We start from the raw sequence: 15,645 nt of genomic DNA, 5'->3' as shown, positions 1-15,645 counted from the left end.
ACTGGTTTTAAACCAGTTTTTTTAATATTCAAATTTTTTACCTGTGGCAATGAAACCTAATGTATCAATCCCGGCATGGACTGCATAAATAGATGGTAAATAAGTCTCTTGAAAGGAAATTTTAGCGTTATTTAAATCAACCCGTGTATTTTCTAAAAGACGTTTTTGAATGTCTCAAGTTGTTAAAAGAGTCAAGTTAAATTCTTCGCCTTCATATGTTTTTTCTAGTAATCCTGAAACCTTTTCGATAATTATGCTCAATTTTCTAGCCATTGCAATTTTTTTTGGTTTTGCCGCCCAATGAATTACAGCTTTAGTTTTAAATGCATTTAAAATCGAAGCAAATATTTTAACAGCTCTTCCTCCTCGGGCCAATTTTGATAAGTCTCCTGGAACAATAATGGCAACAAAGCTTTTTTCAAACTCATTAATTTCATTAACTAAATATTCAATATCTTTTTGTCCTTCATTGATTATTTTGTTTAAGTAAAGACCGCAACTTTTAATTGCTGATGCTGCTAAATTATGTTCTGGAACTGTAACTTTACCATTAAACTCTGGTTGTTTTGAAACCATAATTGCAGTATCTTGCATACTTGAAATATTTTTTGTAATAGTAATATGAATGATGTGATCATATTTTTCTAACATTTCATTATATTTTATTTCAAGCTCTCCAGGGGATGCCTGGCTTGTCTTTACATTTTCCTTGTTATTAACTCGATTGTAAACGTCATATTTTTCAATATTTTCCCTAGTGTCACTCAAATCAGTTCCATCTTCTAAAATAATGTGTAGTGGTATCACATCTATGTTAGTATTTTGAAGTTCTTCTTTAATTGCACCACTAGAACTATCTAGTAAAACACCTATTTTCATGTTCTTAATTCCCTTCTTATTTTTTTCAACCGATAAAGGCAAAAGTTTCAGTTCCTGTATGAGTAGCTATTACATTTGATAGTTGACAAAAAATATCAATTTTTAGACCACTTTCAGCAACAACCTCTTTAACCATCTCTAGGACTGAGTCATCTGATTTAGAATAACTAATATCAATCTTCTCAATTCCTGGGCATTCCTCTTTTATTTTTTCTAGGACCTCTTTAACTGCTTTTTTAAAAGTTCTTGTTGTCCCAAACTTATCGATTTCTCCATCGTATCTTAGTATTGGAGTTATTTTTAATAATTTTGCTAATGCAGCCGCTGCGGGCTTAATTCTTCCCCCGCGCTTTAATACTTCTAAATTTTTTGGAATGATAAAAGTGGTAAATTTATTATTTAGTTCGCTTTCAACTAATTCTTTAATTTCTGGTCCTGTTTTACCAGCTTCAATTCATTTACTAATTTGCTCAATTTCGCGGGTTAGAACTGAACTAACACCATTTGTATCAACAACAAATATTTTTCCGTTATAAGGCTCATCTTTTGCAAGCATTGTAGCTGTATTGAACTGACCTGAAAGGCCTTTAGAAAGTAATGCAACAATTACCTGGTCGTACTCTTTCAAAAGATTATCTCAGGCTGTCAACATATCCTCAGGGATTGTCTGAGAAGTTTTTAATTTCTCCTTCTCCAACATTTTATAAAATTCATCAAAAGAAAGTTGCTCATCATCTTTAATTTGTTCTGCGTTGTCGCGACTAATCATTAAGGGAACTACAAATAGGTCCTTAAAGTCTTTCTTATTTCCATCAAATGATGAATCTGTTAGTATTGCAATTTTCATTTTTTTCCTTCATCTTTTTAAGACTATATTATTATATAATTGATATAATAATATTCAATAGAAATAGAAAAATAGTTAGGAATGTTTTATGAATAAAAAGGCAGGTATTTATTATAATAAACAATTTAACACGCTTTTAGTTAAGTTTAGCGAAAAGTTGGTAAGTGAGACAATTTTTAAAAAGAGTGAAAACGCAGCAATTTTGAAAACAGCAGAAGAGATTGTTGGTATTAATTTTTTTGATCTTGATGCAAGCAAAATACCATCAGGATGGGTAAGCCATGACCCAGAAACCATTAAAACTGTTAATCAAAAGTTGACAAGTCTTAAATTACCACTATTATCACCTGAACCTCAAATGACAGTTGCAAAAATTGTTTCAGCTGAACCAATTGAAGGAACTCATTTAAAAAAATGTCAAATTAACAACGGAAATCACCTTCTTCAAGTGGTTTGTGGTGCTGAAAATGCAGCAGCAGGCCAAATTGTGGTCCTTGCCTCAATTGGTTCGTGAATGCCATCAGGACAACAAATTATTGCAGGTAAATTAAAGGGAATCGAGTCTAATGGAATGTTGTGCTCGGCTAGAGAATTAGGGATAATCGACCCTGGTATGAATAGTGTTGGTATCATAGTGTTAGATAAGAATTGAGAGCCACGTTTGGGTCAAGACTTTATGAAAGTGAGACTAGAAAATGAAAAAAAATAAATTTCACTTTGACGAAAGAATTTTAAAGGATTATTATTTAGCTGATTATTTTGTTAAAACACGCACGATTTTAGAAAAACAAAATCCTGAAGCCATTGTAACGATGCAATTTTTTCAAAGAACTCCCAATGCTACTTTAGCTGGGATTGAAGTAGTTTTAGATTTGCTAGATTTTGCTTGTAAAAACTTTGATGACTTAGAAATTTGAGCACTCCCAGATGGTTCAACAATTGATGCCTTAGAACCGGTTTTAAGAATCACAGGGCATTATCAAGACTTTGGCTTTTTAGAAGGCATGATTGATGGGATTCTATCAAGAATGACAAGTGTTGCCACTAATTCAGCAAAAATCTTGCAAGCAGCTCGTGGTAAAAAAGTCTTAAATATGAACGATCGCGCCGATATTTATTTAAATCAGGGTTTTGACGGCTTAGCATCTTATTTGGGGGGGATGCTGCACTTTGTTTCTCCAGCGGCTTTGGAATTTATTGATGATTTAAGGGTTGAAAAACCTTCGGGAACAATGCCCCATGCTTTAATTCAAGCATTTAATGGTGATTTAATTGCTGCTCTGAATGCCTTTGAAAAAACCTATCCACAAAGCCCCTTGGTAGCTCTGGTTGATTATAATAATGATTGCATAACCGATGCCCTTAATTGCGCCAAAGCATTTAAAAATAGGCTCAAATTTGTGAGAATTGATACTGCCAAGAATTTAACAGATAAGAGTTTGCAAGATTTAAATTTACAAAAAAATAATGGTGACTTAACAGGGGTAAATATAACTTTGGTTAAAAAGCTGCGTTTTGAACTTGATCGCGCAGGTTTTAGTGATGTTAAAATAATAGTTTCTTCAGGTTTTGATGCTAATAAAATTACAGAATTTGAAAATGAACGCGCCCCAGTTGATGTTTATGGGGTTGGTGAAGCAATTACAAAACCGACTTGTAGTTTTACAGGAGATAGTGTTTTATTAAATCATCAAAAACAGGCAAAATTTGGCCGTGAATATTTTGAATCACAACGCCTAAAAAGAATAAATTAAATTTACATTAATTTTTAAAAATAGTAAAATATATCTAGAAAAGGGTGACAATTATGGGAATTTTTAAAAAAAATAAAATAAAGGAAAATAACATAGAATCATCCCAAGCTGAAACTAAAGAACGTCAGCCAAATCATTGAGCTTTTGATGATGACCCGGTTTTGAACTTGGACCCAGTTTTTAGTGATAACGAAAACCAAAATCCTTCTCAACTAAATACAGAATCAGCCTCATCGGGCCAAGAAAATGATATGCGCCAACACCTAAGTGAGATTAAACAAGCAGCTCGCCCCAAGATTTCTGGACCGCTGGGTCAAGTTATTGCAAACGCTCAAAAAAATAGTAGCAGTCTAGTTAAGGACTTAGAAGAAAATAATCCAGTAATTTCAAAATTGCGCAGAATTGAAGAAGCGCGTCGCTCGGGTATCCACTCAGAGGATTTGTATACAGATTTAACTAAATCAGAATTGAATAGTTATTCAAACCGCGCACGTGATTACTTACAACAAAATACCAATAAAGCTTATGAAACAGATTTACAAAGAGCACGACGTTTATCAGAAGAACAATCAAATTTAAGAGAGCAAAATCGAAAAGACTATACCTTGAGTTCAACGCGTTCGTTTAACTTTCAAGTTGCTGAAAAAAACTCTAAAAAGTTTGAAAAATTTAATAACATCCATAACGAACAAGAAGATGTGCAAAAAACCCAAGAACTATTGGATTTACAAAAAAATATTGACAGCAAGCTAGAGATTTTAGCAAAAAAAGAGGCGGTTCTTCTTGAAAAACAAAAAGAATTAGAAGAATTAGAAGCACAAATTAAAAAGCTTCAATTGAATCAAGGAAAAACTGCTCAAGGCAATGCCTTGATGGCAGAAACCCAAAAGCATTTGAAAAAAAATGAAGGAGAGAAACTGCAATTAAAAAAGTCCGTAGAGCTGTTAAAAGAAAATCATAAATCTCAATCCCAAAATAGACTAGCTAACCCTGGTCAAGATTTTGCAAAGGAATCAATGATTATTCCACGTAAACGAGATGTCAATAATGGTACAAAGATTAACAGCAGAGGTAACGATCGTTTCTTGGATCCAACTTTAATATTACCCAGAATTAAAGACTTAGAACCGCCCCAAGAATTATTAAGTGAAAAAGCCGTTGAAAAAAGTTTTAAAACTATTAATAAAACTTATGATAAATTAGAAAAAAAACTAGATAAACTTATCGCCAAAACAAAGACAATGGAAATTGATGCCCAGAAGTTATTTTCATACCAAGTTGAAAATAATGAAGATGATCAACAAACTTTGGAGATTAAAAGCAACTTCGTCAAGGCGATGCGTCAGATTGATAAGGAAATGCCTAAAATTAAATCAGATTTTCAAAACTTAAATTTGAAGGATCGTCGTAAGCAAATTTATGAAAATGCAAGTATCGCATCAGCGGGACGAGCAAATAAATTAAAAGTTATTAACAATCGAATTCAAAACGGCAAAGGCTTTGATAAGGTTACTTCTTCAAATGAAAATTGACAATCAAATTACCATAAACAATTGCAAAATCACGGTAACCTGCAGTATATGCGAGACCGCAATCCCATCTTTGAGAGAATGATGAAAATGAACGAAAAGGCAAATTTGACGCTTACCCAAGAGCTTCCTATTGCCAAAGCAAACCAAAAAGGTTGAAGCAACACTATGGTAATGGCTAAAGTCAAAGAGCTTGAAAATCAAGAGGACACCATTGAACTTCAAAAAGTTATTAAAAAACCAGAGTCAAAAAGGTGAAAAGACTATTTTAAACAATAAGAAAAGATTATGAATTTTAATAAAAAAAATTCATAATCTTTTTTATAATGTATAATTGGATTAGTAAAGGGACAAATTGTTATGGGAAATATTATATTTTTTGCAAGTGCATCAGTTGAAACGACTCAAATTGTTTTAATTATTATCTTATTGGTATTGACAATTTTTTTAGTTCTTTATTCAATGGTAACGCTAAGAAAAATTGGGGTTGCTGCCAAAAAAGTCGATTACTTTTTTGAAGATTTAGCATATAAGTCTGAAATGTTAAACGCTTCAGTTGAAACAATTGCCAAAGCGTCAAATTATATTGATATTTTTGATGCTTTTGCAAAACGTAATGTCAAATCATGGGTTAAGGTTGCTACAAAAAACCGTGATATTGCTTATAAATTAGTTGATAAGTTACGAGAATTTGCAAATTCAGCAGATTAGTTAGGTTGGTATGGCTATGTTTAAATTAATAAAGGTCGCTGGAATTTTTACACTTGGAATGATGTTGGCTCCTAAAAAAGGAATCGAACTTCGAGCCGATTTTATGCAAAGTTTAAAAAAATATCGTCCACAGTTAAAAAGATTAATTATTACTCTAGAGGAAGCTTGGGAAAAATCACAAGGTCAAGAATCTGATGAAGTTGTTGCTAACATCGAAATGCAGCTTGATTCAGTTCGTACCGCAAGTGAAGAGCTTGATTTAGCAAAAACGAAGGAAATAGCTTACAAGGCATTAGAAAAATTAGGAAATTCAGCAGTAAAAATTGGTAAAGCAACAATTTCCTCACCTAACGTAATTGCGATTACAAAAGATGTGGCGGGAATGGCTGTTAGTGCGATTGATGGTGCAACTAATTTCTATGAAAAGGCGAATGTCCCAACAGTTGAAACTGCTAAAAAAATTCATCAGCCAAGTGATCAAGAAATAGAACTTTTGAGTTCTCAAAAAGAAAATAAAACAGCAATTCGAAAAATTAAAACTAAAAAGTCCGAAAAAGAATAAAATATTTATTAGAAAGAGGAAATTAATGAGTATTATTAAAGAACTACAATGACGAGGACTGTTAAAGCAAGTAACAAATGAAGAGAAGATTATCAAAGCTCAAAATAATCATAAAGGTGTTTATTGTGGTTTTGACCCAACAGCTGATTCACTACATGTTGGCCACTTAATTCAAATTATTAATTTAATGCGTTTTCAAAAATTTGGTTTTAAGCCCATTGCCGTTGTTGGAGGGGCCACAGGGATGATAGGTGATCCAAGTTTCAAAAAAGACGAACGAGCATTTTTAACCCCAGAACAATTAGAATTTAATGTTCAGTCAATTAGCAAGCAACTAAAGGGCCTAATTGCAAATATAACCTTTGAAAATAATGCTTCGTGGCTATCAAACATGACACTAATTCAATTTTTAAGAGATGTAGGAAAGTCATTTAATTTAAGTTACTTATTGGCTAAGGAAAGCATTGCTACGAGAATAGAAACAGGATTAAGTGTCACCGAGTTTTCTTATACAATGTTACAAGCATTTGACTTCTTCCATTTATATAAAAATAATGATTGCCATGTCCAAATTGGGGGAAGTGACCAGTGAGGAAATATCACAAGTGGAATTGATTACATTTCTTCAAATTTGGGAAAAGATCAGTCATTGGCCTGTGGTGTCACCATGAATTTACTAACCAAAAAGGATGGAACTAAATTTGGAAAAACCGAATCAGGAGCAGTTTGACTTGATTCAACCAAAACAAGCGAATACGAATTCTATCAGTTCTTTTTAAATCAAGATGATGATGACTGTCAAATGCTTTTAAGATTTCTAACGATGTTGGATGAAGTTCAAATTAATCAGCTTTTTGAAGAACATAAATTAGCACCCTCAAAAAGGTTGATGCAAACTAAATTAGCTGAACTAATGACAGAATTTGTCCACGGCAAAAATGGTTTAGAAAAAGCACAAGAAATTTCAAAAGCATTTTTTAATGGGGATATCTTAAAATTATCTAGTGATACTTTGAAACAAGCGATCTCATCCTTACCTTGTCAAGAAGCCCAAAAAGGCATAAGTGTTTTGGAAGCTCTAATTAAAGTTGGTGCAGCTTCTTCTAATAGAGAAGTTAGAGAGTTTATTTCCCAAGGGGCCATCAGTATTAATAATGAAGTATTAACTGATGAGAAAAAAATTTTAGAAGACTTCCCAATAATCGATAAAAAGTTCTACATTATCAAAAGAGGAAAAAGAAAGTATTATGTTATTATAATTAAGTAAATTAAAAAAAGGAGTTTTGGCAATGTTATTAAGTGATATTGGAGTAAATAATCTAAAATCTTTAGCGGAGTATTACTGCTCAGAACTGAGTGGCGTTTTTAAAGATAATCAAGAAATTAAAAATGAATTAGAAACTCTTTCCAAAACAGTTCAAATCGAGGATAACTTAAATAAGTTAGAAGACTTAATAATAGCGATCTCAACAACTTTAGAAAAAATTGAAAGTTTAGTAAACCAGATTCAAATTGAAAATAATCAAGATATGAAAGATTTTTTAAAAGCAATTGTCTTCTCTCGTTTAGCAAAAAACAATCTAGAATCTGCTGTGGAGTGCATTTCAATAATAAAATATTTAGGTAATAACTCTGAAGTTGAAAATTTGGATCAATCAACTGTTAATAATAGTTTTGCAATTCAGTTATTAAAAAGCAAAGTTTCAAATGTTATTAGAGTTTTTGACTCATTGTGTAAAAAAAATGACAACTTCATCAATTTCGATTTTTTCGAAAAAAATTTAACTGAAATTTACAAAGCAGAATCTTTGAGTGAAATTGTTTCTCTTACAAAAAAACTTTTGCAGGCAAATGATGAATTTTTACAAAAAGCAAATAAACTGATTGAAGAAAACAGGTTCAAAAAAGATTTAGATTTTGAAGATTTAACTTTTTTTACCATTAACGCTGCCAAAGCTATTGCAGAATCATCTGCTTTTATAATGACCACAAGCATTGTTCAAGATATTTTAAAAAGAATTAATTAAAATAAGTAGTATTAAATTAAAAAAATGACTTTAAAAAGTCATTTTTTTAATTTAATTACATTTCTATTTAATTAAACGGTTGTATCATTCAACTATTAGTGCTTCGTTGATTTCTTGGTTTAGTTCAGAGCGTTCTGGTAGACGAACATATTCTCCAGCAAGTTTAGTTTTATCAAATTTTACAAAACTTACTGTTGCTTGGTTATTGGCAATTGCTTCAACTATTTTTGAATTTTTAGCCATACTGTCTTTTAGTTTAATAACATCCCCAACTTTAACGTTGTATGATGGAATATCAACTTTTTTATCATTTACAAGGATATGACCGTGGTTAACTAACTGTCTAGCTCCTTGACGAGTCATTGATAAACTTAAACGATAAACAATATTATCTAAGCGTGATTCTAGTTGTTGCAAGAAGTTGGTTCCTGTAATTCCGTGCATACCTTTTGCTCTTGCATAAGTATTACGAAATTGGCGTTCAGTTAGCCCATACATAAATTTAACTTTTTGTTTTTCTTGCATTTGCAATCCATAACCAGATAATTTAACACGTTTTGCTCCGTGTTGTCCTGGTGCTGTTGTGCGTTTTTTACCTTTGCTAAACTCTTTACCATTTTCTAAAATAGAAAAACCATATCGACGAGCTTTTTTGAATGTCGAGCCTGTATATCTTGACATAAAAAACCTCCATATTTCTAATTTCGTTAACATGAGATAAGTTATAAGTCCTATTAAAGAGAGTCTACTGATTCGCCTTTACTGCTAAAGGTTACTTTAAAAATATAATAGACAGTTATTTTAATATACTTAATCGCAGATATCTTATATAACAAAGATAATTATATATAAAACAAGAAAATAATCAAGTTTAAATTACCAAACAGCATAAATTTTAGCCGTATTTTGAAAATGAGAATATCTTCAAAATTGCAATTAATACTAAAATAATAGTCATTTTTATTATGCTATAATAATTTATAAGAGGGCAGAAAATGGGAAATATAGAATATGAAATTGATTGAATTCAAAAACCAACTAATTTTATTGGTATTGGTATTTTTTTTGCTTGTTTTGTGATATTTGTCACATTGATTGTTATTTTATATATTTACCGTAAAATAATTGCCAAAATTGCTCAATGCATTGATTTAATTGATCAGTTAAAACGCACACCCTTAAAGGTACTACTCCAAAGAATTGCTAATATTAATAAGGTTAATAAATTATATGAGCAAGAATTAATGGTCTGAAGAACGAAGTATGAACTGCTATTTGAAAAGGAATTAAAGAAAACTTTTGCCAGTTTAGGAGAAATTATAAATAACCGAAAAGCAACTCGACCACTTTTATCAAACTATAATAAAATTAACAACATATACCTAACTTTAAAAGAAATTTCCAATAAAGTTCAAGATATTATTGACGAAATAACAGCAGCAACTGAAATCGAGTTAATTCAAAGAGATAACTCAATTTTAGTGCGAGAAGTTTTTCAGGAGTTAAAAGAGGAAGCAACAATTTTGACCTTTGGAAAAATTGAAATTGATGAAAAAAAATTAACAGAGACAATTCAAAAAATTGAAGGTTTTTTTGAGGAATTTTACATTGAACTTGAGGAAGGAAATTACAAATCAAGCTGAGATGTACTATATAAAATTGACAATAGTTTAATTTTTTTAATCGAACTATTAGATAATATTCCAACGATAATTTCAACAATTTTAACGATTGTTCCCACAAAATTAATTGAACTCAAAAATAAATACGTAACTTTTGGCCAAGCTAATGAAAAAATTAGCAAAAATGCTGAAAGCTATGCTATTTTAGAAATGAATGTGGACACCTTAAGAATAAAAATCAACAATCAATTAAAGCGCCTGCAATATAAAAAAGCAAATAAACTTTTAGCTGAAATTTTTGATTTAATTAAGCAATTTACAAACGAAGTAGAATACGATGATAATTTAAGATTATTTTTTGAACGCAATGACGAAAAAATGCGCCAATTTATTAAAGAAATTGATGTTGCTTGCAACAATATTGAAAAAGCACACCGCTCAATTAAGGCCTTAAATAAAGCTCCAACTCAGGAATGAAAAAATTTTGAAAAGAGCCGCTATGAATTTTCAAAAACAAAAGAATTAGCCTACAAAATTTTTGCAGCAATTGATACTAGCGACAGTATCACCAGTATTGATTTGAGATCTTTAAAAGAAAAATGCAAAGAAGTTATCCAAAGAGCTGTTGTCAATGTTGAAAGTTTTGAAAAGGCCGCTAGTGAAATTGAGGGAAAAACTTCAAGTATGGACTACCTAATTAATGATGTGGTTTTTGTTCAGTCAATCTTAAGTCAGTGTGAAGTTAAAATTAACCAGCATCGCAGTGTTGTTGAATTAAAAAAATACTGAACACAAATTTCTGAACTCAACCAAGCAATTAACCAATTTAACCAAAGCAAAATAGCTCCATTTGATAGTGAAGAGGAAAAAAATTATATAACTGAAAGAATTGAAGAACTTTCAAAACGAGTTTGAAAACTTTCAAGACAAATAAATGATACAATTTTTCTTGATTTTATTTCTCAGGAAATAATTTTGTATATGGAAAGATTTGTTGATACTGTCCCCAATGCTGAAAATGTAATCGCTACAGCTGAACAATATTATCATAACCGTCATTTAGATCAACTAATTGGTTATTCAGTCAAACAAATTAGTCACTTTAAACAAAAAAGTTCTAAACGCTAGAAAGAGAAAATATGAAGCACATACAAGTTAGATACGGAGAATTAACTCTCAAAGGTAACAATCGTAATTTTTTTATTTCTAAGTTAATTCAAAATATTAAATTTAAATTAAAACCTTTCAAAGAAAAAATTATTTTTATAAAAAGTCACAATAGTTTAAAGATTGATATAACAGATGATTTGCTTCTAAACATAGTCTTGGAAAATTTGCAAGATGTTTTTGGAATATATTCATTATCAGTTGTTGAAGAAGTTGAAAATGACTTGGATGCCATTGCAAATCTAGCCCTTAGAATTGCTCAAGACTCCCCCTCTGGAACATTTAAACTAGAAGTGGAAAGAAAGGACAAGACCTTTCCTTTTAGCTCTCAGGAAATAAAACAAACAGTTGCGAAAAAAATTTTACAAAATACAGAGCACCTCAAAGTTGATGTCCACCAACCGTTAACAAAAATCGAAATTATTGTTAAAAAAGAATCAACCCAAATTTTTACCTCGAGAATAGCTGCGCTAAAAGGATTGCCAGTTGGGGTGAGTGGTAAAGGTTTGAGTCTTTTGAGTGGAGGGATTGATTCTCCAGTAGCTTCCTTTTTAACAATGAAGCGAGGTATGCAAGTGGACTTCTTGCATTTTATGACCCCCCCACATACAACACCAGAAGCATTGGAAAAAGTTTTTAGCCTTGTTAAAAAAATTGCTAGATTCAATCAAAATACTTTTTCGCTTTATGTTTGTGACTTTGGCTTGCTCTTGCAAGAACTTATGCACATCAAAGACGAATCTTATCGCATTACTTTAATGAGAAGAATGTTTATAAGAATCGCTAACTTACTAAGCCACGAAATAAAAGCGAAGGCAATAATTACCGGAGAATCTTTAGGTCAAGTCGCAAGTCAAACAATCGAAAGTATTAATGTAATTAATTCAGTTTCACAATTGCCAATTATTCGACCTGTAATTACTTTTGATAAAGAAGAAATTATTGAAGTATCAAAAAAAATTAATACCTATGAAGTGTCAATTTTACCATTTGATGATGTCTGTAGTATGTATGTACCCAAAAACCCGGTAACAAAGCCAAGAATTCATCGTGCTCAAGAACAAGAAGAACAAATTATTTGAGAAGAATTGGTTCAACATACTTTAAAAAATTTAATAACACATTATATTGTAAGGGACGGTCAAATTATTGAAAAAGGAAAAGAAACAGAGTAAAGATAAAACTCCCAAGGGAATTCAAAAAGGGAAATACGGAGTTTTTCAAGGATCATTGGTAAGAAACTCTGACCAAGAACAACCAACAGACACATTACATACAAAAGAATATCGCGATGATGAACTAACCATTACAACAATTCAAAAAAAAGAAAAAAAACCTAAAAATTTTATTGAATTAAACAGTTCAGAGATAAATAGAAAAAAGGTTAGTACCAAGGGCCCTTTAATTTTTAGAATCGTTATTTATATTATTATTGCCATCCTTATTATTGCTATGTTGCTGTTTTTTATTTTAATTTAATTCACAAAGGGGGTATTAAATGTTCTCGCCACAAATAAATGTTCGCAGTTGCTTTAATTTTCAAGACTCACTAATAACCATTGAAGATTATATTAATTTTGCAAGTTTACAAGAATTTGATTTCGCATTTTATTCTGATATAGAAACCATGTATGGTGCCGCTGACTTTGTTAAAGCAGCCTTACAAAAAAATATAAAACCGATTATTGGATTAACAATTGATTTTAAAAAATATGATCTTGATTTCCGCTTAACGCTATTTGCCAAAAACCTTTTAGGTTATCAAATAATTTGCAAATTAAGTTCATTAATAATGTGTCAGGAGTTAAAACAAACAAATGAAATAATTATTGAGACGATAATTAGCTTGCTGGATAAAAACCTCGTAGGAATTATTTCTTTTTTTAATAATTTTAACGAACAGATCGCCCAACGTATTCAAAATCAATTGCTGGCTGAAAATCTTTTTTTTGGAATAGATCGCCACGCTCTTAAAATTCCTGTAGAATTTCAGGCAAGACAAGTTTTTGCTCAAGATGTAAAATATTTTGAAAAAGCTGATTTTTTTGCTTTTAAAGTTTTGCAAGCAATTAAAAATAATGAACTTTTAAAAGACCAAAGTTTAGTGGATGATTTAAATTATTTTTATTCAAATGATCAAATTGCTGAAATAATAGATTTAAAAACCCATAAAGATAATATTGTCAAAATTGCAAGTATGTGCAATTTTAATATGTTTGAAAATAAAAAAAATCATTTAATGAAATATCCAAACTCAAAAAATATTCCTTCAAATAATTTTTTAAGATTGATTTGTGAGCAAAGTTTGAACGGTTATTTTAAAAATGCAAAAAAAATGTCAGGCATTCCAAAAATTTACATTGATCGTTTAGAACAAGAGTTAGAAACAATCACTTCAATGGGTTTTGCTGACTATTTTTTAGTTGTTTACGATTTTGTTAAAAAAGCTAAAGAATTAGAAATTTTTGTGGGCCCTGGAAGAGGAAGTGCAGTGGGATCTTTGGTGGCGTTTTTGTTAAAAATCACAACCGTTGACCCATTAGAATATAATTTAATTTTTGAAAGATTTTTGAATTCAGAAAGAATAAATTTACCAGATATTGATATTGACTTTCAAGATGATCGTCGTGAAGAAGTAATCGAATATATTTTTGAAAAATATGGTCGCTACAACGTTGCCACAATTACAACCTTTCAAACAATAGGAACCAAGAATTCTATTAGAGATTGTGGACGTGTATTTGGAATTGATGCAGAGGATTTAAATAAAATAACTAAGCCAATTGGTAATGAGTATCTGCGGGATTTAGATGGTGCAGTTAAAAATTTTCCAGCCTTAGAAAATTTTATTAATCAGAACCCTCAAATTTATCAAGTTGCTAAAAAAATTATTGGGCTTCCACGTCAAACAGGTACCCATGCAGCAGGATTAGTTTTTTGTGATGTTGACTTACGTGAAGTAGTACCATTGAAAGTTGGTTATAACGGGATAAATCAAACTCAATATTCAATGAATTACTTAGAGGAATTGGGATTAATTAAAATCGATTTATTAGGACTTCGCAACTTAACAACTTTAAAAAATATTATTCAGCATATTGAAGAATCTCGTAAAATTAAAATAAATCTACAAAAAATTCCTTTATCTGATTTTGATACTTTTGCAAGTTTGCAAAAGGGGGAAACCACTGGGATTTTTCAATTAGAGTCTCCAGGAATGACAAATGTGATTCAAAAAATGAAGGTTGCATCAATTGAGGATATCGCAGTTGCATCTGCTTTATTTCGTCCAGGTCCGCAAGAAAACATTCCCTTATACATTGAAAGAAAGTCAAAAAAAACTTCATATGAACTTATTAATCATGAATTAGCAGAAATTTTAGATCCAACTTATGGAATAATTATTTATCAAGAACAGGTAATTCAAATTTTACAGAAGGTTGCTAAGCTGTCTTTGGCACAATCAGATATTGTCAGAAGAGCAATGGGAAAAAAAGATTTTGATTTAATGACTCAAGAGCATGAAATTTTTTTACAAGGCGCTGTTAAAAATGGCTATTCTCAAAAAGAGGCACAAGAAATTTGAAGTTGAATTTTGAAATTTGCAAGTTATGGATTCAATAAATCTCATGCAATTGCCTACTCATTAATTGGTTATTGATTGGCATATTTAAAACAACACTTTCCCTCAGAATTTTATTGTGAATTGTTGAGTTCAGCAATTGGTAATGAATACAAGACAAACCGCTATATTGAAGAGTCTAAATTAATGGGTATTAAAATTATAAGCCCAACAATCAAAAACCCACGAAGTAATTATTTTGGAAATGAATTGGGAATTCATTTACCTTTAATTTTGATTAACAAAATTGGTATGGAATTTACTAAGGGCCTTCAAGAACTTAAAAATAATAATCCAAAAATTTATAGTGACTTATTTATTTTTGTAGCAAAAGCCTTTAAAAATGGTTTAAACAATCAGGTTTTTTCTAACTTAGCTAAGAGTGGTGCTTTGGATTGTTTTGGAATTAATCGCGAAACAATTCTGGCCAACAAAGAAAAGTTATTGCTTTTTGGAGATTTAAACCAAGACGTTAAAGAAATCAGCCCTTTTACTTATCCGAAATTGGAATTCTTACCTGATAATCCAATTCAAAGAGGATTTGATGAAATTGAAGTTTTGGGATTTTATTTATCAAACCATCCTCTTACAGTAATTAAAGAAAAAATTAATAACAAAGATCTTTTAAAGCCTATTAATCAAGTAAATAAACCTGATTTAAAAAGTCCAGTTTTATTTATTGTGGAATCAATTCGCTCCCATCAAGACAAAAATGGTAATGAAATGTTATTTTTAGAAATCAGTGACGAAACCGGCAAATTTGATTTAACTGTTTTTGCATCAACTGTAAAAAGTTTGACATCACCACTTGAAGTTGGCCAAATAATGGTTGGTGAAATCAAAACACAAGCTTACAACAATAAAATTACAGGAATTCTAAATAAAATTTTGAAGGTTTATTAAAATTATTCAATTTAAAACATTT

General features: G+C 30.7%; 14 protein-coding genes. 11 read left to right on the top strand and 3 right to left on the bottom strand.

Annotation, left to right across the window (positions count from 1 at the left end; all coding sequences use genetic code 4):
- Positions 1–21 precede the first annotated feature (21 nt).
- A complete protein-coding gene (locus SSABA_RS03655) occupies positions 22–879 on the bottom strand; it encodes a DegV family protein (RefSeq protein ID WP_025251240.1) in 858 nt (285 codons plus the stop codon).
- Positions 880–895: 16 nt separating this feature from the next.
- Positions 896–1,726: a DegV family protein gene (locus SSABA_RS03650; RefSeq protein WP_025251239.1), complete on the bottom strand. Its 831-nt coding sequence runs from the start codon at positions 1,724–1,726 to the stop codon at positions 896–898.
- 88 nt (positions 1,727–1,814) lie between these two features.
- Here SSABA_RS03650 and ytpR point away from each other — a divergent pair, with 88 nt between their 5' ends.
- From ytpR to SSABA_RS03615, 7 genes are all read left to right on the top strand, one after another.
- The gene (gene ytpR, locus SSABA_RS03645) at positions 1,815–2,435 is read left to right on the top strand and encodes a YtpR family tRNA-binding protein (RefSeq protein ID WP_025251238.1); all 621 of its coding nucleotides are present in this window, start codon (positions 1,815–1,817) and stop codon (positions 2,433–2,435) included.
- Positions 2,422–3,480: a nicotinate phosphoribosyltransferase gene (locus tag SSABA_RS03640; protein WP_025251237.1), complete on the top strand. Its 1,059-nt coding sequence runs from the start codon at positions 2,422–2,424 to the stop codon at positions 3,478–3,480. Before ytpR ends, SSABA_RS03640 begins: the two co-directional genes overlap by 14 nt.
- A 53-nt stretch (positions 3,481–3,533) precedes the next feature.
- Complete coding sequence (locus tag SSABA_RS03635) at positions 3,534–5,288, top strand: hypothetical protein (protein ID WP_025251236.1); 1,755 nt, start codon at positions 3,534–3,536, stop codon at positions 5,286–5,288.
- 81 nt (positions 5,289–5,369) lie between these two features.
- Positions 5,370–5,720 carry a hypothetical protein gene (locus SSABA_RS03630; protein ID WP_025251235.1) on the top strand — a complete coding sequence of 117 codons (351 nt, stop codon included), beginning with the start codon at positions 5,370–5,372 and terminating at the stop codon, positions 5,718–5,720.
- A 16-nt stretch (positions 5,721–5,736) separates the two neighbouring features.
- Entirely contained in the window at positions 5,737–6,282 is a 546-nt protein-coding gene (locus SSABA_RS03625) for a hypothetical protein (RefSeq protein ID WP_025251234.1), read from the top strand.
- Positions 6,283–6,307: 25 nt separating this feature from the next.
- Positions 6,308–7,549 carry a tyrosine--tRNA ligase gene (gene tyrS, locus SSABA_RS03620; protein WP_025251233.1) on the top strand — a complete coding sequence of 414 codons (1,242 nt, stop codon included), beginning with the start codon at positions 6,308–6,310 and terminating at the stop codon, positions 7,547–7,549.
- A gap of 22 nt (positions 7,550–7,571) precedes the next feature.
- Positions 7,572–8,309: a hypothetical protein gene (locus tag SSABA_RS03615; RefSeq protein ID WP_025251232.1), complete on the top strand. Its 738-nt coding sequence runs from the start codon at positions 7,572–7,574 to the stop codon at positions 8,307–8,309.
- Between the two features lie 63 nt (positions 8,310–8,372).
- On the opposite strand, the gene rpsD is transcribed toward SSABA_RS03615, so the two are convergent.
- Positions 8,373–8,990 carry a 30S ribosomal protein S4 gene (gene rpsD / locus SSABA_RS03610; RefSeq protein ID WP_025251231.1) on the bottom strand — a complete coding sequence of 206 codons (618 nt, stop codon included), beginning with the start codon at positions 8,988–8,990 and terminating at the stop codon, positions 8,373–8,375.
- A 314-nt stretch (positions 8,991–9,304) separates the two neighbouring features.
- Between rpsD and SSABA_RS03605 the strand changes: the two genes are divergently transcribed.
- The 4 genes from SSABA_RS03605 to SSABA_RS03590 are packed head-to-tail and all read left to right on the top strand — an operon-like array spanning position 9,305 to position 15,623.
- Positions 9,305–11,059: a septation ring formation regulator EzrA gene (locus tag SSABA_RS03605; protein WP_025251230.1), complete on the top strand. Its 1,755-nt coding sequence runs from the start codon at positions 9,305–9,307 to the stop codon at positions 11,057–11,059.
- Between the two features lie 11 nt (positions 11,060–11,070).
- A complete protein-coding gene (gene thiI, locus SSABA_RS03600; RefSeq protein WP_025251229.1) occupies positions 11,071–12,273 on the top strand; it encodes a tRNA uracil 4-sulfurtransferase ThiI in 1,203 nt (400 codons plus the stop codon).
- Positions 12,248–12,577: a hypothetical protein gene (locus tag SSABA_RS03595; protein ID WP_025251228.1), complete on the top strand. Its 330-nt coding sequence runs from the start codon at positions 12,248–12,250 to the stop codon at positions 12,575–12,577. Before thiI ends, SSABA_RS03595 begins: the two co-directional genes overlap by 26 nt.
- A 19-nt stretch (positions 12,578–12,596) precedes the next feature.
- Positions 12,597–15,623, top strand: a complete 3,027-nt coding sequence (locus SSABA_RS03590) for a DNA polymerase III subunit alpha (protein ID WP_025251227.1) — start codon at positions 12,597–12,599, stop codon at positions 15,621–15,623.
- Positions 15,624–15,645 lie beyond the last annotated feature (22 nt).

The organism is Spiroplasma sabaudiense Ar-1343, assembly GCF_000565215.1.
GTDB classification, from domain to species: domain Bacteria; phylum Bacillota_I; class Bacilli_A; order Mycoplasmatales; family Mycoplasmataceae; genus Spiroplasma_B; species Spiroplasma_B sabaudiense.
This window is presented reverse-complemented; position numbering and strand designations above follow the sequence as displayed.